The sequence below is a fragment of the Lysobacter sp. TAB13 genome, from assembly GCF_052113885.1.
Classification (GTDB): Bacteria; Pseudomonadota; Gammaproteobacteria; order Xanthomonadales; family Xanthomonadaceae; genus Lysobacter; species Lysobacter gummosus.
On record NZ_JBFRDR010000014.1, the window covers coordinates 61,041 to 82,269 of the forward strand.

Annotated in this window: 18 protein-coding genes and 1 pseudogene; all 19 read right to left on the minus strand. The window is 63.7% G+C overall.

Annotated elements, in window-relative coordinates:
- Positions 1-134: 134 nt before the first annotated feature.
- Positions 135-1,718 carry an N-acetylmuramoyl-L-alanine amidase gene (locus AB4Y92_RS17030; protein ID WP_441820729.1) on the minus strand — a complete coding sequence of 528 codons (1,584 nt, stop codon included), beginning with the start codon at positions 1,716-1,718 and terminating at the stop codon, positions 135-137.
- 108 nt (positions 1,719-1,826) lie between these two features.
- Entirely contained in the window at positions 1,827-3,668 is a 1,842-nt protein-coding gene (locus tag AB4Y92_RS17035; protein WP_441820730.1) for a SpoIID/LytB domain-containing protein, read from the minus strand.
- 604 nt (positions 3,669-4,272) lie between these two features.
- Entirely contained in the window at positions 4,273-4,806 is a 534-nt protein-coding gene (locus tag AB4Y92_RS17040) for a hypothetical protein (RefSeq protein ID WP_441820731.1), read from the minus strand.
- On the minus strand, positions 4,806-5,126 hold the full coding sequence (locus AB4Y92_RS17045) for a hypothetical protein (protein WP_441820732.1): 321 nt from the start codon (positions 5,124-5,126) through the stop codon (positions 4,806-4,808). Before AB4Y92_RS17045 ends, AB4Y92_RS17040 begins: the two co-directional genes overlap by 1 nt.
- Positions 5,127-5,243: 117 nt before the next feature.
- Entirely contained in the window at positions 5,244-5,711 is a 468-nt protein-coding gene (locus AB4Y92_RS17050; RefSeq protein ID WP_441820779.1) for a DUF4189 domain-containing protein, read from the minus strand.
- Between the two features lie 48 nt (positions 5,712-5,759).
- A complete protein-coding gene (locus tag AB4Y92_RS17055) occupies positions 5,760-6,269 on the minus strand; it encodes a DUF4189 domain-containing protein (RefSeq protein WP_441820733.1) in 510 nt (169 codons plus the stop codon).
- The gene (locus AB4Y92_RS17060) at positions 6,266-7,453 is read right to left on the minus strand and encodes a type IV secretion system protein (protein ID WP_441820734.1); all 1,188 of its coding nucleotides are present in this window, start codon (positions 7,451-7,453) and stop codon (positions 6,266-6,268) included. The genes AB4Y92_RS17055 and AB4Y92_RS17060 overlap by 4 nt, the downstream gene beginning before the upstream one ends.
- Before the next feature lie 58 nt (positions 7,454-7,511).
- Complete coding sequence (locus AB4Y92_RS17065) at positions 7,512-8,318, minus strand: hypothetical protein (protein ID WP_441820735.1); 807 nt, start codon at positions 8,316-8,318, stop codon at positions 7,512-7,514.
- 549 nt (positions 8,319-8,867) lie between these two features.
- Positions 8,868-10,862: an asparagine synthase (glutamine-hydrolyzing) gene (asnB, locus tag AB4Y92_RS17070; RefSeq protein WP_441820736.1), complete on the minus strand. Its 1,995-nt coding sequence runs from the start codon at positions 10,860-10,862 to the stop codon at positions 8,868-8,870.
- 173 nt (positions 10,863-11,035) lie between these two features.
- Entirely contained in the window at positions 11,036-11,158 is a 123-nt protein-coding gene (locus tag AB4Y92_RS17075) for a hypothetical protein (RefSeq protein ID WP_441820737.1), read from the minus strand.
- A gap of 295 nt (positions 11,159-11,453) precedes the next feature.
- Positions 11,454-12,812, minus strand: a complete 1,359-nt coding sequence (locus AB4Y92_RS17080) for an ATP-binding protein (RefSeq protein WP_441820738.1) — start codon at positions 12,810-12,812, stop codon at positions 11,454-11,456.
- Positions 12,809-13,498, minus strand: coding sequence for a winged helix-turn-helix domain-containing protein (locus tag AB4Y92_RS17085; protein ID WP_215056253.1), 690 nt, complete (start codon positions 13,496-13,498; stop codon positions 12,809-12,811). The genes AB4Y92_RS17080 and AB4Y92_RS17085 overlap by 4 nt, the downstream gene beginning before the upstream one ends.
- Before the next feature lie 345 nt (positions 13,499-13,843).
- Entirely contained in the window at positions 13,844-14,164 is a 321-nt protein-coding gene (locus AB4Y92_RS17090; protein ID WP_441820739.1) for a hypothetical protein, read from the minus strand.
- Between the two features lie 306 nt (positions 14,165-14,470).
- Positions 14,471-16,105: an alpha-N-arabinofuranosidase gene (locus AB4Y92_RS17095; protein ID WP_441820740.1), complete on the minus strand. Its 1,635-nt coding sequence runs from the start codon at positions 16,103-16,105 to the stop codon at positions 14,471-14,473.
- Positions 16,106-16,207: 102 nt separating this feature from the next.
- Positions 16,208-17,605 carry a glycoside hydrolase family 27 protein gene (locus tag AB4Y92_RS17100; protein ID WP_441820741.1) on the minus strand — a complete coding sequence of 466 codons (1,398 nt, stop codon included), beginning with the start codon at positions 17,603-17,605 and terminating at the stop codon, positions 16,208-16,210.
- Positions 17,606-17,810: 205 nt separating this feature from the next.
- Positions 17,811-19,016, minus strand: a complete 1,206-nt coding sequence (locus AB4Y92_RS17105; protein ID WP_441820742.1) for a glycoside hydrolase family 5 protein — start codon at positions 19,014-19,016, stop codon at positions 17,811-17,813.
- 230 nt (positions 19,017-19,246) lie between these two features.
- Positions 19,247-19,690, minus strand: coding sequence for a LacI family DNA-binding transcriptional regulator (locus tag AB4Y92_RS17110; protein ID WP_441820743.1), 444 nt, complete (start codon positions 19,688-19,690; stop codon positions 19,247-19,249).
- 5 nt (positions 19,691-19,695) lie between these two features.
- Positions 19,696-19,824, minus strand: coding sequence for a hypothetical protein (locus AB4Y92_RS17115; RefSeq protein WP_441820744.1), 129 nt, complete (start codon positions 19,822-19,824; stop codon positions 19,696-19,698).
- Positions 19,825-19,957: 133 nt separating this feature from the next.
- Positions 19,958-21,178, minus strand: a pseudogene (locus tag AB4Y92_RS17120) (glycoside hydrolase family 3 protein); the annotation flags it as partial.
- Positions 21,179-21,229: the final 51 nt, after the last annotated feature.

A 21,229-nucleotide genomic window follows, 5' to 3' on the forward strand; every position in this document is an offset into this window, starting at 1 on the left:
GTTGAGCGGCCTCCGGTTGCGCGTCCGGCGCTTGGAAATCCAGCGCGCAAAAAAACGGGCGCGACGACGCCAACCGCTCGCCGCCGCGCCCGTCCACCTCGACTCGGTGTCTGGCTGGATTGAAAGTGCTGCGATCAGCAATCGGGCGCGACGCGTCCGTCCGATCCGGTGTAGGTGTAAGCGTCGGGAATGAAACGGCCGCTGCCGATGCGGTTCCACAAGCTGCTGGTGCCGTAGGTGCCGGTGACCGAGCTGCCGTTGGTCTGGCACTGGATGGTGACGCTGGCGCCGTCGGCGAGGCTATCGACCACCGAATAACTGGTGCCCGGGCCGGAGCGCACGTTCAAGGGCGAACCGCTGGTGTCCACCGTGCCGCTCGCGCCGGTGCCGCCGCCGGGATTGAGCAATTTGTAGTAACGCGCCCAATCCCAGTTGATGCCCGGGTCGGTGTGATCGTTGCCGCTGTAGTGTTGATGGCCTTTGACCTTGACCGTGGTCGCGAGCACCCTGACCGTGCGCGTCGCCGGGCCCTGGAACGCGGTGCTGCACTTGATCGCCGGATACTTGGCGCAGAAGTGGCGGGTGATGCCGGCCGAGGCGTTGTACATCGCGCTGGTGTACCACGCGGCGTTGTCCACATAGCCTTCGTGCTCGATGCCGAGCGTGGTCTTGTTATGCGACAGCACGTGATGAGCGGCGCGATTCTCGCGCACCATCTGGGTGATCTGGCCGTCGCTGCTGCGCACCAGGTAATGGATGCTGACGTGGTCGGGATTGTTCTGGAACCACGAGATGCTGCCGGCGTAGGAACCCTGCACGGTGTGGATGGTCACCGAGTCGTAGGACGTGCGCTCGGAGTGATAGGGCGATGCGACCCACAACGCCGGGCCGTAGTCCGGGCTGGCCGCGGCGGCGCCGACGCGCGGGTCTTTGTTCTGCAGGGTCTGGGTGACCGGATCGACGAAGTACTGTTCGGTCTCGATGCGGTCGCTGTCGGCGTTCAAGCGCAGCAGCGGCGCGCGCAGGCGCACCAGATCGGGCGCGTCGAACGCGCGCTCCCAGGCGATCGCGCGCGCGGGCACGGCGATGCCGGATTCGCTGACGCCGCGATCCTGGGTCAGCAGCACGTCGAAGGCGAAGCTCAGGCGCGCGTAGTCCTGCACTGCGCTCTTGGTCTGGGTCTTGGCGTAGCCGGCGTAACGCTGCAGCGCCGGACGCAGCGCTTCGGCGGCGAGCGCGGGGCCCTGGCCGCCGCGCGAGATTTCGTGGTCGAGCAAAGCCGCGGCGGCGAGGATGTTGGTCGAAGCCTCGTTGAGCACGCGCGACTCGGGCACGCCGAGCAGGCGCGCGGCTTCGCCGACCTGATCGGCGAAACCTTCGCCGTGATACAGCCCCATCACGCCGAAGGCGCGCGGCATTTCCTTGCCGGTGCCGGCATCGGACGATGCCGGACGCAGATGCTGCCAGCGGCTGGCGACATAGGCCATCGCTTCCAGCGTGCCGGCCGGGATCGATGGGTAACGCACATAGGCCTGGCGGAAATAGTCCGGGTATTGCGCGCGCTCGGCCCGCAGCGCGTCTTGTTCGGCGTGCAATCGCGGGCTCAGCGCCGGGTCGGCCAATACATCGACGGCCGCGGCGGGCTTGCCGGCCATCGCCATCGGCGACAGCAAGGCGGCCAGCGCGGTGCACAGCAAGGTGTTCAAGGATCGATTCACGGAAGTTCCTTGTGATGGGTGGTCATCGAAGGGCTGCGCATGCGGCGGGCGGATTCGCTCGCCGCCGCATGCTGACGGAAGGAAAATCGGCAATGCGTTCGACCGCACTCAGCAAGCCGGCGCCACCGAGGTGTCGGAGCCGGTGTAGGTGTAGGCGTCGGGAATGAAGCGGCCGCTGCCGATCCGGTTCCAGATCTTGCTGGTGCCGTAGGTGCCGGTGACCGAGGTGCCGTTGGTCTGGCACTGGATGGTCACGCTGGTGTTGTCGGCGAGCGTATCGACCACCGAATAACTCGTGCCCGGGCCGGAGCGCACATTCAACGGCGTGCCGTTGGTATTGACCGTGCCGGTGATGCTGCCGGGATTGGGCGTGCCGCTAGAATCGGAGCGGTAAGCGTTGCGCATGCCGCCGGGGCTGTTGTTGTTGTTGAAGTAGTGGTCGGTGATCCACTTCCAGTCGCGGCCGTTGCTGTTGGCCCAGCGCTGCGTGCCCCATTGGCTCATGCCGCGGCCGTGGCCGAAGCAACCCTTGCCCTTGCCGACCGAATCGCTCAGGCACGGCCAGTTGTTGCGCGGCGAGCCGTTCTTGCCGTTGCCGCAGCTCAGATCGTTATTGCTGCACGACAGGCCGTCGCTGGGATCGTCCCAGGCGTTGTTCTCGGAAGAGTATTCGCTGAAGGCCGCGCTCCTGCCGTCGCGGCTCAGGATCACGCCCTTGGTCGCCTTGGCCGCGGCGACGGGGGCCGACACCGAATCGGAATTGAACACCTGGCACGACGTGGTGTTGCAGATGTCGTAGCGGCTGCTGATCGGATGGGCGACGAAGTACGCGCCGTAGGTGCGATAGGCGACCGCGCCGGCGGCCAGCGAGTTGGCGTGCCACGACGGAATCCACTCTTCGTCCAGGCCCTTGCCCACGTAGTCCTCCAGGCTGTACACCGACACGCCCGAGCACGAACGCCCGGAGCAGCTGGTGCCCACGCGGATGCTCGACGGCACCGCCACCGCGGCGGCGGACACTTGCGCCGCGCTCAGGGTATGGCCGGGACGCATCGCCTGATCGGCATTGGCCGCGTCGAGCTGTTCCAGGATCGCTTCGCGTTCCTTCAGCGGCCGGTCTTTGGCCAGCACCTGCACATGCGTCAGGTTTTCGTCGCTGCGGCCGCTGCCGGCCTGCAGATCGACGACGAAATGGGCGCTGTCGTTGAGCAGCGACACCCCGGACAAACGATGCGCGCGATAGCCCGGGCCTTCGATGTCGATCGTGGTGGTCGGCGGCAGCGCATCGTCTTTCAGCGCAGTGTTGACGAACTTGCTGCGCACTTCGAAATAACCCGCGCCGTCGGTGACCGCGCGCTCGCCCTGGCCGGTGCGCACCGACACGCCGGCCAGCGGCTTGCCGCTGCGCTGGTCGTAGACGTGGCCGCTGTAGACGACGCAATCGCTGCATTCGGCCGCCTTGAGCGCGAGCAGGTCGAGCTGATCGGACTCGCGTTCGGGCGACAGCCACAGCGTGGTCGGCAGGCCGAGCGCGCCGTCGGAATTCACCCGCGTGGTCAGCGACTGATAACCGGGGACGCTGACGGTGAGTTGGTAATCGCCCTTGGCCAGGCCGGCGACGCGGCCACCTTGCGAGGCCAGCGGCAACATCTGGCGCGCGTCCGATCGGCCGACCGGCGCGATGCTGAGTTCGGCCTGCAATGCGCGGCCGCTGAGGCTGTCGCGCACGCGCACATCGATCGCCGCCTGCGTGGCGGCGCCGCGCACGGCGATCTTCGACGCACCGGCGTTGTCGCCGGCCTTGAGCGTTTGCCCGGCGAAGGCCGTGCTCATCGCCAGCGCGCAGGCGCCGGCGAGCCACGGCAGCCCCAAAGCTGCCAGCGGCCGCATCGCCGGAGCGGCGGAACCGCGGTTGGAAGCGTTGTTCTTGCTTGCGGTGCTGCTGTTCATTCCACTGCCCCAGGTTGGCGGGTTGAGATGCGACGGGTTCCATGCGCCGGCCGGTACGCGCCGATCCGAACCTACCGACCCGAGCGTATGCGTCGTGATCGGTCGATCGCGTTCGCGAACCGAACTGGCCGGCCTTCGCATGGAGCGAAGGGGCAGCGCCGGTGGAAGCCGTTTTAAGGCTGGGGCCTGTCGCGCACCTGTCGCGGCTGCGGCCGGCGGCGATCGGTATTCGGTATCGCGACCGCGATCACTGCGCGGATGTGCGGTGCGCTGGGCGTTGGGTCGCGGCGCGGGCGAGTCGGCGCGGCGGTCGCATCGCGGTCAATTGCGCTGGCGGTACTGGTGCGCGCTCGGGCGCATGCGGCGTGCGAGTCGGGACGAAACGATTGCGTCAGTCGTGCCCGCGGTAAGCGTTGTGCCGGTGCATTGCTGGCTGCAAAGGTAAGGGATCGACCGCGCCCGGGTCGAGCAACGGGTCCGGGTCGCGCGCGGGCGTTGGCGACTTCGGGGACCGGTTCGCATCGGAAACTTATCCAGCTTATCGCCGCGACCATCGATCATTGTCGCTGCCGCTCACGGCGAACCACCCGCGCGACCGGAGCGTTCAAGCCGGAAGCACGCACACCCGTTCGAGTTCCAGGCTCTCGACCAAGGCGCCGACGAGTTGTCGATACGCGGCTTCGGACGCAGCGAAGTGGAGCACGAAGAACAACGTCGTTATGGCGTAGATCCGCTCCCCGCCCGCCACCTGCCCCGGCAGCTCCATCACCAACGGCAGGCATCCCATCGCCAAGGCGACCGGCCAAGCGCTGATCGCCAGCTTGATGGAGCGCTTCAGGCAGTGTCGAAGCTGGCGGATATCCTCGCGCCGGACATCCAGCCAGCGCGCATTGATGTAACGGCGCGAGGCAAAGACCAGCCTCGTCTCGAGCACCGCCCCGCGAAAGCGCAGCAAGGCCGCGCCCGCGGCGGCGGTCTGAGCCAGGAACAAAAACATGCCGGACTGCGTCCGCATCCACACCGCCGCCAACGCCAGCGCCAACACCAGAGCGGCGAACACCATCATCGCGGTCCAGCGCACGCGACGCGCCGAACTGGCCCAATCGATACCGTCCGCCGACGGAGAACGCGGATTCATCAGAACGTCGCCGCCGGATCTTTCGGTGCCTTATTGCCGGCGCCCGGACTGATCGGCATCGGAATCCCGCCGGCCGTGCACACGCGGATAAACGTCGCGATGTACTGCGAATTCACCGGCGCATTAGGAACGATCGGCGCCCAGATTCCCGCCTTAGGCACCACCGACATCCAATTATGCGGCGGATACCCGAGCTTGCAGAACTGATCCGGGTTGTTGTTGTAGGGAACCTCTTCGTAAACGCCGCGTTGGCCGTCGCTGCTGGCGGGGAATGCGGCTATCAGCGTAATCAGGGCGAATGGGAGAATTGATTGTTTCATGGGAACAGTCCTTGTTGGTTCTTGGTTACAACACTTTCAAAGCTATCAATCGAAGCAATGCAGCTGAACAACGCCGCACAAAAGCTCAAACAATCAAAACGACCAACCTTCCGCAAGTCATTCGACAAGCTCAGCGTGACTACAGTCAGATAAATACAGATGGCAGTTCGTACCGCCCGCTCGCGCACAGGCCTCCATCCCGTTTCTTGCTGCTTGGTCAACGGTCTCAGAGGACGCCACACTGAATCCCACATCAGCTGCCACGATTACTCCACACTGATTGTGATAAGAAAACTCGATCCTGCAGTCTGTGCCGCCTTTTCTCTGGCAATCCTTGATTGCGGCACGCTGCGCGGCGCCCTTACTGCGCATCCCTTTCGAAGTACCTATGCCGGTTTTTTCATCCAGCGCAAAAGCCCCCCAACGGCTTTCCCATCGTCCGGCAGACGCAGCCCTTCCTTGCGCCGATTGCTGGTAGTAAGGCGAGTTAGTTCTATCTGGAGGGATGCAAGCAGGATTTCCCGCCGATGGCGCGCCTGCTGGACATTGGGCAAACGCGGGGATTTGTACCATAGACAGACTCATAATCAGAATGCCTCGCACCTTAAGCACCTCGTTATCATCGAGATCCGTCTATCGAGCAATCAGGACTGGCGGACTGCAATCAGAATAGTAGAGATAGCAGTTACGCTCTCCGGATTCGACGCAGGTTTCCATTCCAATCTCAGTAGCTCGATCGACATTCGCAGCAGCGGAAGCGTTATACCCTGCAGCTCCGGCAACAATGACCCCACACTGATTGTGATAAGAGAACTGAACCTTGCATTCCTTGCCTCCTTTTCCCTGGCAAGCGGCTAATGCGGCGCGCTCAGCCAAGCGCTTACTCTTCATGTTATTGGAGGCACCCAACCCCACCTTTAGATCGATCGCAAAAGCACCCCACCGATCTTCCCATCGGCCAATTGATCTAGGCGCAACACCCGCTCCCTGCTCACCTGGATCGCGATAATAAGGAGAGTTCGGCGCACTCGGAGGAAGGCACAACGGATTGCCTGCTGAAGGAATTCCGCTCGGGCAATTCTGGGAAAATGCTTGCCCGAATGGACTTGCGCATAGAATCAGGAACAGAGCTTTGCCTTTCATTTTATATGCTCCGGAGAGTCTTTGATTCCAGTACTTTTTGTATCTCTATCCGAGCCCGCACCGTACTCTCTCTGCCTCATCAGATTTGAATCAGTCCGAACCTGATTCGAGCTCTGTGAACCTGAGGAGTGTCCGGGAGGTGGAAGTGAACCACCTAACATCCGAGTCTGAGCCTCCTTTGCCTGTGCAGGTGGTGGAGGGATGTATGTTCCAGACTGAGAACCACTAGACGATCCGGGCTGCTGTGAACTTGGCCGACCTAACGTGCCGAAAATCGTGTTTCCAGAGAAGTGGCCCAACGCCCCCTGGAAGAACGACGCCGCCATCGGCGGGATGGTGATCAGCAACACCGTAAGCACCATGCCCAATCCGCCCTGCTGCATCGCCATCGTGCTGATGCCGGGGGTGCTCGCTTCGATACCCGCGGCGCTCAGGCCCGAGGCCGCGGCGTATTGAATGGCGAAGCCGCCGGCCACGGCGCCGACCATCTTCATCGACACGGTCACCATGAAGCTCAGCACGGCCATCGAGAACATCGTGCCGATGCCGTAGTACAGCCATCGTCCGAATAACTGCTTGGTCTGCTCGAACATCAGGCTCAGGATGAACAAGGGCGCCATGCCGACGAACAGCGCCAGGGCGACCTTGTACATCATCAACAATGCGCCGCCGATCACCGCCGGGCCGGCCACGCCCAGGCCGGTCAGCACCAGGGCCTGATCCTTGTCTTCCTTGATGCTCGGGTTGTCCAGCAGCGGCAAGGCTTCGATAGCGGCCATCGCCGCTTGCATCTTGGTCAGGCCGGCGTCGATAGTCTTGGCGGGGGCTTCGTCCTTGCCCGTCACCATGTAGTGGATGGCCTTGGGCATGCTGTCGGTGAGCATCTCGTAGATGTCGGCGCCGCCGAGGGTCATGGTCGATGCGGCGATCAAAACGAAGGTGCCGCGCATCGAATTGGCGATCAGCGCCATCATCGGTTCGCGCGATTGTCCGGTCACGATCCGGAATCCCTGCAGCAGCAGCCACAGCGTCATCAGCACCAGCGCGATCGAAGCGACGAACGCCGACATGCGGTAGAGCATCTGCTCCCCCAGCGCCAGGATCTCGTTATCCAGGAAATCGAAGATCTCCTGGAAGAACATCCACTGGCCCAGTTCTTCGAGCGGCCCGGCGATCTCAGGCATCCATCCGTTGAACATTCTTCTGCCTCACTCCCTGAAGATTGATGCGACTACCGGCGAATCAGTCGCCCAAGTGGCGCTCTAATTCTTTCTCCGCGCAGCCCGTCGTCCGCATGAAACACTTCCACGGCCTGCGCTCCGACTTGGCCGCATTGAGCACGCCAGTCATCGTGGCGAAGCCGGCCAGATTGCTCACCGTATCGCCGAGCACGCTGCCCTTCTTGCCGCGCATGACTTCGTTGCCGATCTGGTCGCGCGCCGCGGTCAGGTACTGCAGGCGCGCGTCGTAGGCGTCCATGTACAGACGGTGTTGGCGGATATCCAGGTCCATGCGCGCGATCAGCGCCAGCAGTTTGTTGGTGTTGTCCTGCAGCTTGCCCTGGTCTTCCGAGCCAAGATTGGCGCGCTCGCGCTCGATCTCTTCCAGCCGCTGCTTGCGCTTGTTGAAGACCTCATAGATCGCCAGCGAGTAGTTGTACTTCGCCATCTGCGTCTTGACCGTTTCCTCGCACAGCTGCCACAGCTGTTCGCCGGCTTTCTTGTCGCCTTTCGGGCAGCGATCTGCGACGGTTTTTTCGACCTGGCTGGGCTTGTCTTTTTCCAGCTTCTCGGTCGGCGCTTCGGCCGCTTCGCCGCTGGTCTTGGCCGATCCCAGCTTGGCGATCTTCTTGAGCCGGTCGTTGACGGTGCCGTCGTCTTCGCCGATGGAATTTCGGATCACCTTGAGATGATCGTTGGCCTTGTTGTCGTGGACTTCCCAGCTCGATTGCGCGTGCGCCTGGGCGAACCAGAACGTCGTCGCCAGCGCGAATACCCGCGCCAACCGCGACGCACGTCCGCGCCGGCCCGCTGCCTTCAATCTTTCCATGATCGCTCCCCTGTGCTGTCCGTGCGCTTCCACTGCGCGTCGCGCGCCAGGTTCGCACCGGCCTTGGCCGTCGCGATGATCGAGGCATGACGTTGCACCGGTATCGGCGCGAGTAGTGAACGCGGATCAACGCTAGTAGAGCTGGAAAGAGTTTTCAATCGTTAGCACGGCGCGCGACTTAGTGTTTATCGGCCTCGCGAAAATCAGCCATACTCACTAAATCCACATTTTGTGCGCCTTCAATCCGCCCAATATTTTTCTTAGGTGCGTTATATGTGTTTAGAACACTGTCTTCCTACACAAACGCACGCGAATCAACATCCGCTGTACGAAATTTTCTGATTGGTAATATTTTTTGAACGCCACACTGCGGTGTCCATCGACGTTGCACCGAGGGCACCTACAGACACGCTCATGGCTCCGGTGCGACAACCAAGGCGGCTGACTGCGCAAAAAAACCGGCGCACCGAGTTCGGGCGCCGGCCAAGACGAAGGCGGAAAATCATCCGGACGACGGCTCCGCGATGCGGACCCAGCCCGCGTTACTGCTCAGTATCCGTACTGCACTCGCGCGATGCGCTCGGGCCCGACGGCCGGCAACGGCTCCGCCAGCACCGCGAAAGCGGATGAAGCCGCTCCCAGCCCGTACTGTTCCCACCACGCCTGAAACATCAGCACGTTCCACAGATGCGTATGCCACTTGCGTTGGCCGCCGAGGAATTCGCCCCACAGCCCGCGCACCACCCGCGCATCGAAATGCCCTTCCGCGCGCAGCCGCGATTCGTCCAGCAGGGCCTCGGCCCATTCGCGCAAGGGACCGCGCAGCCAGCTCGCGACCGGTGCGCCGAAACCGTTCTTCGGGCGATAGATCAGCGGCGCCGGCAAATAGCGCTCAAGCAGTTTCTTGAGAATGTACTTCTGCTCGCCGCGATGATGCTTGAGCGCGGTCGGCAGCGACCAGGCGAATTCGATCACCGCGCGATCGAGCAAGGGCGAGCGCGTTTCCAGGCCGCAGGCCATGCCGGCGCGGTCGATCTTGGTCAGGATGCCGTTGGGCAGATCCATCTGGAAATCCAGGAACTGGATGCGGTCGGCGGCATCGCCGATCCGCAGTTGCCGCTGCGGGTCGCCGAACACGGTGAGCGGTTCGCGGGCGCCCAGCACCGCCGCTGAAGGGTCGCGCCAGCGCGAGACGCGCTGCAGATAATTGTCCTCAACCTCACGCGCGCCCAGCTCGGCCCACAGCGCGCGCAAGCCGCCCAGGCGCGCGCGCTCGGCCCGCGCGCCGCCGCTGCGATGCGCCCAGCGCCGCAACGGCCCGGGCAGCTGCGCGTTCCAGCGCGCGTTGCGCAAGGCGCGGCAATAAGACGAATGGCCGAAGAACAATTCGTCGCCGCCGTCGCCGGTCATGGCGATCGGCGAGCGCCGGGCGACGATCTCGCTGGCGATCAGGGTCGGCACTTGCGAGGAGTCGGCGAAAGGCTCGCACCACACCTGCGGCAGCCGTTCGATCATGCCCAGCGCTTCGCGCCCATCGACGCGATGCTCGGTGTGGCGCGTGCCCAGCGCGCGCGCGACCTTGCGCGCCCAGTCGCTTTCGTCGTGGCGGTCGTCGTCGAAACCGATCGCGTAGGTGTCCACCGGCGTCGCGGTCTGCGCCTGCATCATCGCCGCCACCAGCGACGAATCGGTGCCGCCGGACAGGAACGCGCCGACCGGCCGCGGCGCGTTCATGCGCGCGCTGACCGCCTGCTGCAACAGAATTTCCAGCTGATCGACCGCTTCGTCCAGCGCCAGCTCGGTGCGCGAGCCGACCGCCTCGGTCATGCGTTGGCGCGCGCACCAGTACACCTGGGTGTCGTGGGCGGGCTGGTGCGCGCCGTGGCCGGCGCGCATGGCCGCCGGATTCAGGCGCAGGAACGCGCCCGGCGACAGCTTGAAGATGCCGCGATGGATCGAATGCGGCGCGGGAATGTAGTCGTAACGCAGCAACAGGCTGATCGCATCGGGATCGACCGCCGCATCGAAGCCGGGATGACGGTGCAGCGACTTGAGTTCGGACGCGAACACGAAGTCGCCGCCGGCCCAGCCGTAATACAGCGGCCGTTTGCCGACCCGGTCGCGCGCCAGCCACAGGATGCGATCGCGGCGGTCCCACAGGCTCAGCGCGAACGCGCCGTTGCAGCGGCTCAGCGTGCGCTGCAGTCCCCAGCGTGCGATCGCGGCCAGCAGCAAGGCCGCGTCGCAGGCATCCGCGGCCACCTCGTCGAGCGCGGCGAGTTCGTGATACAGCGACTCGCGATTGAACAAGGCGCCGTCCAGGCTCAGCACATAACGGCCGTTGGCCGAATGCGCCGGTTGCGCCGCGCCGCCTTCGAAGGCGCGGCAATGGCTCAGGGCCAATCCGGCCGCGGCGTCGCTCCACACGGCGTGATCGTGCGCGCCGCGATGACGCAGCGCGTGGATCATCGAACGCGCGCAATAGCGAAGACGTTCGTCGTCCCAATCCTCATGCGCGCGCCACACGCCGGCCAGACCGCTCACGGATGCACCCGCATCATGGGGTGGCTCGGAATGGGATGCATCGCGTCGCTCCTGCGCTGTGCGGCATGCGGCCGCCGAGTCCGGACGGGGAGATCGGCGGACACCGCCGGACGACGGCGTCCGCGGATCGGCGCGCCGCGCGGCCCGGGCCGACGCGACGCGCGCGATCGGATTTACAACCGGTAGCCCAGGCTCAGCGTGGCCTCGGCGGTCTCGCGGCGGACATCGCGTTCGACTCGCGTCGAGCCGCCGATGTCGAAGCGCAATGAGCCGATGAAGGACAGCCGATGCCGCATGGGAATTCCGTCATGAAGGACGCAGCCATGCTCGCGCAAGCGAAACGAGACTTCAGTTGCAGTCTGTCGGCGTCGATGTAACGGTGTTGGACGTTGCGTAACCGTATGTAACGCGCGCGGCGCGAAACGGTATCGGCGATCAGGCGCATCGGCATCGGTGCGATGCGCCGCAGCGCTGCCCCAGCAGCGTTTTCATGCAGGTGAGCGCTCGCGCGCGACGGCCCGGTGCGAATCCGCACCGAGCCGATAACGCACGAGTATCGAAAAGGTTTACAGCCGCGATGCGGCCGACAGCTCAGCCGGCCGGCAGCTCAAACTGGAAGCGCGCGCCGCCCAGCGGCGAGTCGGACACGCCGGCGCAGCCGCCGTGTTTCTCCGCGACCACGCGCACCAGCGCCAGGCCCAGGCCGAAGCCTTCCGGATGTTTTTGCAACTGAGTGAAGGGCTGGAACACCCGCTCACGCTCGGCTTCGGGCACGCCGTCGCCGTCGTCGTCCACGCGCAGCACGTGGCGGTCGCCTTCCTGGGCGATGCTGACCGCCACGCGCGAACGCGCGTGACGCAGGCCGTTGGTGATCAGATTGCGCAGCGCCAGTTCCAGCGCTTCGCGATTGGCCTTGACGCTCTCGACCCGGGCGCCGGCGAAGCTCAGCGCCATCGGCGGCGCCGGCTCGAAGATGTCCGCCAGATCGGCGAACAACGCGCTGACCTTGATCTGGCTGCGCTCGATCCCGACCATGCGCCCGATCCGCGCATAGGTCACGCTGTGCGCGGCCAGATGCTCCAGCCGGCGGATGTCGCTTTCCAGGCCTTCGCGCAGATGCGCGCGCTCGCCCTCCTCGTTCGCCGCCTCGAACATCTCCAGGCCGAAACGCATGCGCGCCAGCGGCGTGCGGATCTCGTGCGCGACCGCCTGAGCCAGGATGCGCTGGCTTTCCAGCACCTGCTGCACTTGCCCGGCCATCTGATTGAGCGCGTGGCCGAGCGGATTGACCAGCCGCGTGGTGACCTCCGGCGCGCGCGCGTCCAGCTCGCCGGCGGTGAGCGCGTCGGCGGTGTCGCGCAACTTGCGCAGATCGCGCCAGAAGCGATAGACCAGGAAATACAGGGGCAAGGCGATGGCGATGAAGTACATCGCCATGATCACGATCGAGTCGATCAGGTCCAGATCGCGCCAAGGCACGCCCTGCACGATCACGTCGTCGAAATCGCCCAGCGCCACCACCTGCGAGGTGCCGGGCAGACGCCGGTAGGTATAGGCCTCGTCCTCGCTCTCCATGACCAGCTCGCCGCGTTGCAGGCGTTGCCATTCGTGCGGAGTGAGTCCCTCGCGCAGCGAATCCATCGCTAGCAGCCGCACCGGATAGGCGAAATGCTCGCTCAGGGTTCGGGTCAGCGCCGGCCAGTCTTCGCGTGGAGTGTTCAAGTAGCGTTGTTCGAGCAGATAGTGGGTGCCGCGCATCTGCGCTTCGGCGTAGTCGCGGCCGTTCTGGCCGGTGACGTAGAGCCAGGCCGAGATGCCGCCGACGATCACCACCGCGTAGATCACCACCACGATCAAGTAGTAGCGCACGAACAGGCCGAAGTGGCCGTGCCGCGATTTGCCGTTGTCGTGAGCGCCGAACCAGCGCGACAGGCGCGCGCGCAGACTCATTCCCAGGCCGCCCGGTTGAACAGATAGCCCTTGCCGCGCACGGTCTTGATCCGCTCGGGTTCCTCCGCAAGATCGCCGAGCTTGCGCCGCAGCCGCGAGATGCGCGCGTCGATCGAGCGATCCAGGCCGTCGAAGTTGATGCCGCGCAGGCTTTGCAGCAGATCGTCGCGGCTGAGGATCTGGCCGGCGCGATCGGCCAACAGCACCAGCAGGTCGAACTCGGCCGTGGTCAGCTCGATGCGGCGTTCGCGCAGGGTCGCCTCGCGCGTGTCGCGATCGATGCGCAGCTGGCCGAAGCGCAGGGCGTTGCCGCTCTGGCGCGCGACGCTGTCGCGGCGCAGATGCGCGCGCAGCCGCGCCAGCAGCACCCGCGGCTCGATCGGCTTGCCGATGTAGTCGTCCGCGCCCAGCTCCAGGCCCAGCACCTGGTCGATATCGTCGGTGCGCGCGGTCAGCATGCAGATCACCCCGCCGTAGCGCGAACGCACGCTGCGGCAGATTTCGAAACCGTCCTGCCCGGGCAGGGAAAGATCCAGCAGCACTACCGCCGGCGCATGTTCCAGGATCGCGCCGACCGCGAGCGCGCCGTCGGCTTCGACCGCGACCGAATACCCGTGCTTGCCCAGATAGTTGGCGACCAGCGTGCCCAGGCGTTCGTCGTCTTCGATGAGCAGGATGTCGGTCATGGCAACGCTGTGGCGGAGATACGCGGACGCAACGCGGGCATCGCGGACCCGCCCGGGGCTGCGATGAACCGTGCCCGGACGGTGCCGGGGCGTGGAGGCGGTGAAGTATTGCCCGTGCCCGCGACAATGAGGCTTTCGCGCGCCGCGCGCTTCAGCTGGAAGTCGGAGATCGTGCGGCCGGCGTTCAGTTTCGGCGCTCGCGCCGGATAGCGGCGATGCGGCCGGGCAACGACGAATCGCGGGTGCGGCGACAGTGCCGCTGAGTACAGCTACCGCCAGCCGCGGCAATCACCACTTCACTCGCTGCAGTGCAGCGGTTCGAGTTCGCGCAATGCGGCATCGCCGCTACGCCGTTGCGCGGCGACCTGGTACGGGAGTCGGTACCGAGGTGCGGGTGTCGCCTTGGAGTGGGTCGAGGGCGGCCAGGGCCGCTGGTCGGCCGCGGCGGTAAGGGCGCGGCACCACGGGAGCCGGGGCCAAACGCACCTCCACGGCCGCCACACGCAGATCGCGCGGCAAGGCAAACGCGGTTTCGATACGGTCGAAGCGGCTCGGGCCGCCGCGCTTGGCCTTGAGCCCTCCTTCGCGGTGGCCGTGCGGGGTGTAGCCGCGGATGGCGCCGGCCAGCGCCGGTTCAACCAAGGTGGCCTGGGACAAGACCTTCATCGGGGCGAGCTCCCGAAACCCCTCGGTTCGGGTGACGGTACGCGCGCTCTCGGACGCCGGCAACGCAGGTTCCGGGAACGGTCGCGGACATAACGCGGGACGCCGCGAGGTCCGGGTTTGGTGGACCTACCATTGACGTAGTCGGCGCCCTCGAAGCAGACCGCTTCCAGCCAAACACCAGCCTTCGTATCGATCAGGCGGTTGGTCGAATAGGCGTAGAACGCCGGACCGCCGGGTGCGGCGGTCCACTGCGCGGCCGGAACGCAATAGACCATAAGCGGACATCCGAAGTCTCAGCCCCGCTTCTCAGTCGAGCCTGACCACCACGACCGACTTGGCCGGGATATCGAGAACGAGCCTGCCCTGGCTGATCCGGCCGCCGGTGTAGGGCATAGGCGCGATGGTCGCCGGTTGCCCGGGAACATTGTGCGCATCCGTTCGGTCCGCGGTGAGAACCTCGCCCGAGACTGCTTTCGCTTTCACGGCGCCCAGATCGATGTCCAGTTCCACACGGTCCTGTGGATCCATGTTGGCGATGCCGATGAAGATCCTGCCGTCCTTGGCGCGTGCCGCCGAAGCGTTGATCGCGGGAATGGTTTTACCGCCGGCGCTGAAGTTCGGCGTGGTCAGCTCCAGCGGCAGCGAAGTCGCGTCCTGGAACGGCACATACATCTTGAAGGCGTGGTAGGTCGGCGTCAGCGCCATCTTGCCGCCGTCGGTGAGGATCATCGCTTGCAGCACGTTGATGGTCTGGGCAACGCTGGTCATGCGCACGCGGCCGGCATGCTGGTGGAAGATGTTGAAGTTGGCCGCCGCCAGCACCGCGTCGCGCAAGGTGTTCTGCTGGTATAGATAGCCCGGGTTGGTGCTTTTTTCGACGTCGTACCAGGCACCCCATTCATCGACATACAGGCCGACGCGTTTTTTCGGATCGTAGGTATCCATGATCGCCGAATGGCGTTTGATGAAGTCGTCCATCTTCAGGGTCTGGGCGAAGGTGTCGACCCATTCCTGCTGAGTGAAGCCGGTGGCGGCGCCCTTGGTCTTCCAGTCGCCGGTGGGCAACGTGTAGTAGTGCAGGCTGAGGGCGTCCATGGCCTGGGCGGCGTCCTTCATCAGCACTTCGGTCCAGCGGGTATCGTCGGAGTTGGGACCGGTGGCCACGCGCAGACCGGGGTTGTCCTCGCCTTGATGGAAGAAGCTGCCGAAGCGGCGCAGCTCGTTGGCGTAGTACTCCGGCTTCATGTTGCCGCCGCAACCCCAGCTTTCATTGCCTATGCCCCATAGCGCGACCTTCCATGGTTTGTCGCGCCCGTTCTTGCGCCGCTCCTGGGCCAGAGTGTCCTGGCCGGGAGAAGTCATGTACTCGATCCATTCGCGCATGTAGGTCGGGGTTGAACTGCCGACGTTGATCGAGATATAGGCCTCGGCGCCAATCTGTTCCACGAAATCCATGAACTCATGGGTGCCGAAAGCATTGGTCTCTGCCGCGCCGCCCCACCAGTTGTTCTTGCGCACGGGGCGCTGGTCGCGAGGGCCGATGCCGTCGCGCCAGAGGTACTCATCGGCGAAACATCCGCCCGGCCAGCGCACCATGGGCGTCTTGATGGCCTTCAGCGCTTCGACTACGTCGGTGCGAATACCACGGACGTTGGGAATTGGGCTGTTCTCGCCGACCCAGATGCCGTCATAGATGCCGCCGCCCAGGTGCTCGGAGAATTGGCCGTAAAGATTGCGATTGATCTGCGGCCCGGGTTTGTCGGCCTGCAGGGTCGCCTTCGCCTGAAGCGTTGCAGCCGTCGCCGCGCCGGCGCTCAAACTGAGGAAGACGGCGGTGGTGGCCGCAAGGATCTTGAGCATGGAATTGTTCTCTCTGTATTGTCGTGCGTTCGCGGAAGAAATGGTGCCTGGAGGGATGCCAGCCCATGCAAGACGCGGCACGGCTGCGGCTAGGGCAAGAAGGATCTAACAAAGGTGCGCCGGCTAAGTCCGTTGGTGTGGTCGAAGTTCATGAGGGATTGGCTTGCGGTGGACGCAACGCCGTCACGGCTTTGACGCCGACGAGTCAGTATTGGGAGTGAGACGGAACAAACGCGCACCATGCGGTGCGACCTGCGGTTTGAAAGTTCCGCTAACCGGCTTCAACTGGGTGTGACTCCACAGGTCCCGCACCTGCACCTGTCCCTGCAGTCCGAGCGCGGCAAGTTCTACCGGAATCGGGCGGCTGCCAGCTGCCGCGTCGGCATCGCGGGTATCGAACACCGCCAGGTACTTGGACCCGCCGTCCGCCGCATCGGCGACCCAGGCGATCAGTCCGTCGTCGGTGCGGAACAGTTGGCGGTTGTTCGCACTGTCCTGGTTGACGGCGAGTACCTCGTCGTTGGTAAGCAAGGACAGGGTGAACGGATCGGTGCGGGTCAGATCGCCACCATGGATCAGCGGCGAGCGCGCGATGCTCCACAAAGTCATCAGCGTGATCTGCTCGTCGCGAGTAAAACGGACAGGCCGATCGAACTCGACGATGCCCAGCGGCAACATGTCCGCATCCGGCCATGCGCCGGCGGTCCGATACGGCGTCCAGTCGTGCAGGCGCTTAAACTGGGGCAGCAGCAATTCCCAGCGATCCCAGAAATCGTCGCTGATGCGCCACATATTGGCGTGCCGGTTGACGTGAGCGCCGGCGGACAAGGGGGTCTCGCCCGGCGAGGTACTGAACACGATAGGCCGACCAGTCTTGTCGATCGCCTTGCGGATGGCCTCGATATCGGCCCGATTCTGGTCGTAAGGGCGGCTGAGATCGTCGACCTTGACGAAGTCCACGCCCCAGTCGGCCAGCTGCTGCATCAACGAATCGTAGTACGCCTGCGCACCCGGCCCGGACATGTCCACGCCGTACATGTCCGGGTTCCAGGAGCAGGTGCTGTTGATATCGGCGATGTCCGCCGCGCGCAGGTGAGTGCCCAGGATCGGGGTGTTCTGTTTGACCGCCTGGCGTGGGATGCCGCGCATCATGTGGATGCCGAACTTCAGTCCCTTGCCATGCACATAGTCGGCCAGCGGCTTGAAGCCCTGGCCACCAGCGGCCGAGGGAAACTTCTCCGGCGCCGGCACCAAGCGACTGAAGCCGTCCATCGCCAGCACGGCGCCTTCCTCGTAGCTGTGGCCTTTGGCGGTAGGCTGGTACCACTGGATATCCACCGTGATGTACTGCCAACCGTGCGCCTTGAGCTTGGCCGCCATGAAGTCGGCCTGTTGCTTGATCTGCGTTTCGGTCACCGTGGTGCCGAAGGCATCCCAGCTATTCCAGCCCAGCGGCGGCGTGGCGGCCCATCGATGGAAATCGTTCGATGGCGGCGCGGCTATTGCTGTGGCAGTCACCACGGACAGGCTGCCGGTGAGCAGCAGGATGCCTGCAACTAGCAGCAAGCTCGATCGACGCATCAGCCACCCCCGCATCTGAGATAAGCGTGATCTGTCAGCGCTCAAGACCGGCGCCTTCGCAGGTCGAACAAACGCATCAGCACGTAGAACACGAACAGCAGCAGACCGATGGCGATACGCCCACCACGAGCTGAGCGAGCCATCGAACGCGATCATGGTTACTTGCCGCCACTCACGTCGAGAGCATTGCTGCTGTGTCTGGACATCACTTGATACGCGCCGCTGTAATGATCCTGCTTAGATTGGCGCCTCGTTTTATCGCGCCGATGGCTCCCGAATCGACGACGGAGCCATTGGACCGGTTGAACAATGCAAAATCGGCCACGCCGTTATCCCAATAGAAGGTCTTGATGCCATTGAGGCGGGCCGCGCGGTTGATGTATTCCAAGTAATACTCGCGCGACTGCCGATTCATTCCCGAGCGAAGCGAGACTCCGTATTCGCCCATGATGACCGGAATGCCGTTGTTCACCCACTTGGAGCGAACTTGAGAGAACAGACCGTCAACATAACTCTCCTGAGCCCAAGAGCAGGCGCTTTGCGGAGGATATGGCGACCCCCAATACAAACAGCTCCCATTCGGATCCAACGTGTATGCGTAAGGATCGTAAAAATGGACCTCGACCATCAGCCGGTTCGCGATCGAGTCCGTCGGCATCTTGAAGAAATTGAGACCGTGCTGCATGTTCGTGTTGTAGGTCTGCACGATGAGCGTACGCGACGCATTGTTTCCGCCGGTAGCGCGCACAGCATTGACGAAGGTCTGGTTGTACGATTGTTGAACCGTGTTGTGCTCGCTGGTCGGCGTCCCGTAATCAGCATGGACTTCGTTTGTTCCAGCGAATAGCATGCGTTCGTTGTAGTTGCGAAACGTATTGGCGATCTGGGTCCAATAGTTGCGTTGTTTCTGATTATTCGCGGTCTGATACGAGTAAAGAGGATGCTCCTCGAGCCAGCCGCCATCCCAGTGAATGTTAAGAACCACATACATGTTCTGGCTGTACGCGTAGTCCACCACCTGTTTGACGCGCGCCATCCAAGCAGGGTCGATGGTCTGTGTCTGCTGGTTGGCATGACAGTCCCAAGCCGCCGGAATGCGGATGGCGTTGAAGCCAGCAGCTTTTACTGAGGTGATGAGTTGCTGCGTAATAGCGGGATTGCCCCAGGCGGTCTCGCCGCAGATGGCTTCCATGGTGTTGCCAACGTTCCAACCGATACGGATCGGCGCTGCGACTTGCTGGGCCGTTGGAAGCTGAGCGAATGCAGGCCCTGCGAGCAGCAACGCTGCCGCGCCACACATCGAAAATTGCTTAATCAATCTGGTTTGGATCGAGCGCATGGAAGAATTCTGTGACGCGAGAAGCGCCAGCAACTTCTGCCATGTCGCTGCGAAAGGTATGCGGTTGGACATAAATCCTCCTGGTGTTGACCAACAAACTACGACTAAGGAAATGCGGCGGCCGTGTCATCGATTGAACTCACGCCCTGTCGCAAGGAGTTGCTGCATCAAGCTCTTGCTTGTCTCCATCCTCCGAGAAATCAGTTCCGGCATTCCTCTGGTTCCGTCACGCCATCACGTAGAATTTCATGGCGTCGTGTTGCCGGTCGCTACCCTCTCGTCAGCGCGAGGCAGCGATTTCGTTAGCCTGTACTAGCCAGCAAGTTGATTACATGCAGTTCGAATTCGCTGTTCGACAGGATCCGGCGTCTCCTCAGGTCGGCCAACTGCAACAGTTCGAGATACAAGCGTGACCGTCTTCCGTCACTGGAACGGGGGGTTGTCGCCACCGGCGGGATCGAGGCATCCCCGCAATCCCTGGCAGTTGTTTTCGGGTTCGACTGATTCTTGTTTTTCGCCAGACACCGCGCCTCCAGGCATGGCCTGTAGTCCAACCCCTCGATCGCCGCGAGCACCTTGCTCCTGGTAACCGCCGAGACGTTCGGCTCTTCGTTGAGCACCCGCGATACGGTCTTGATCGACACACCCGCAAGATTGGCCACGTCGTCGATGCGTGCCTTCGGTAATCCGGCACGGGCTCGCCTTCCTGCCATGAATTTCCCTGCGCTCGCGACAACCACGACCACGCTCCTCATTCATTCAGGTGAAGCAACTGAAGGGTAAAGATCGTGGCCGCCGGGTTGATCTGCGATGTCAGCGAAGCCACGATCGCCACGAGCGATGCGCCGAACACGTACATGCCTAGCCAGAGCACCGCCATCGGCTTGCCGATGCGCTTGCCGTAACGCAGTTCCGGGAACTACTAGAAATCGGCAGCCCCATTCGCCCTCCCCTTCAGCACTACCGATGGTGTGGATGCCCGGTCATCCGGCCGGGCAGTCCGCCGTTGCTTCCGCTTCGCGCACCGCTTGGCGCGCCACCGCGCGGTGCTCGCGCGCGCCGAGCAATTCGAACTTGGCGCCCAGTGGCCGTCGCGAAGGTTTGCCGGCCTCGAAAAGACCGAGGCGGAATTTCACACGAACAATGCGCCGCACCGCGGCGTCCAAGCGTTCCATCGGTAGCGTGCCTGCTTTCACTGCCGCCACCCCGGTTTCGTAGAAGCCCTTCCAACTATCGGACGCCATCGCCATGTCGAGACCCGCCGCAATGGCAGCCGGGCAGTTGTCGTTGGTGCAGCCTTTGACCTGGCCATGGCCGTTCCAGTCGCCCACCACGAAGCCACCGAAATTCATCTGTTGTTTCAGCACTTCGGTCAGCAGATGCCGGTGGCCGTGCATCTTCTCGCCGTTGACGCTATTGAACGACGCCATGACGGTCTGCGCGCCGGCCGCGATTGCGGGCGGATAACCGGCGCCGTGCAAGCGCGCCAGCTCGGCTTCATCGATCTTGGTATCGCCTTGGTCCTTGCCACCGGTGGTGCCGCCGTCGCCCAGGAAATGCTTCACCGAGACCATCACATGCGATCCATCCAGGAAGTCCAGCGCCCCCGCGGTTCCCTGCAGGCCTTCGACCATGCTGCCAGCGAAACTGGCCACTACATCGGGCGACTCTGAGTAGCCTTCGTAGGTGCGCCCCCAGCGATCGTCCTGCGGCACCGCCACGGTCGGCGCGAACGCCCATTCCATACCGGTGACGCGCGTCTCGACTGCGATGACTTGGCCGATCTGGCGCATCAGCTCGGGGTTGCGGGTCGCCCCCAGGCCGATGTTGTGCGGAAACAAAGTCGCGCCGACGATGTTGCTGTGTCCGTGCACGGCATCGATACCGAACAAGATCGGGATGCCGTGCCCACCGCTCCGCGTATCCATCGACGCTTCGTAAAATGCATCGGTCAGCGCCAGCCATTGCGCGGGCGTGGCGTTGTATTTCCCATCAGGGTCGGAATTGCCGCCGGCCAGCACCGAACCCAGTCGATACTTGCGCACGTCTTCCGGCGTCAGGCTGGCGATGTCGCCCTGCACTATCTGGCCGACTTTGTCTTCTACCGTCATCTTCGCCATCAATTCATCGATTCGTTTTTCGATGGTGGAATCTTCGGCCAGCGGCCAGGCGACCGCAGGCCATGGCGAAGCGGCGGCATCCCGACAGCTCAGAGCGAGCAGCGCTGCCGCCATGGAAATAGCCAGCAGCAAACACGTCCGCCACGCGGGATGGAAACGCAAAGG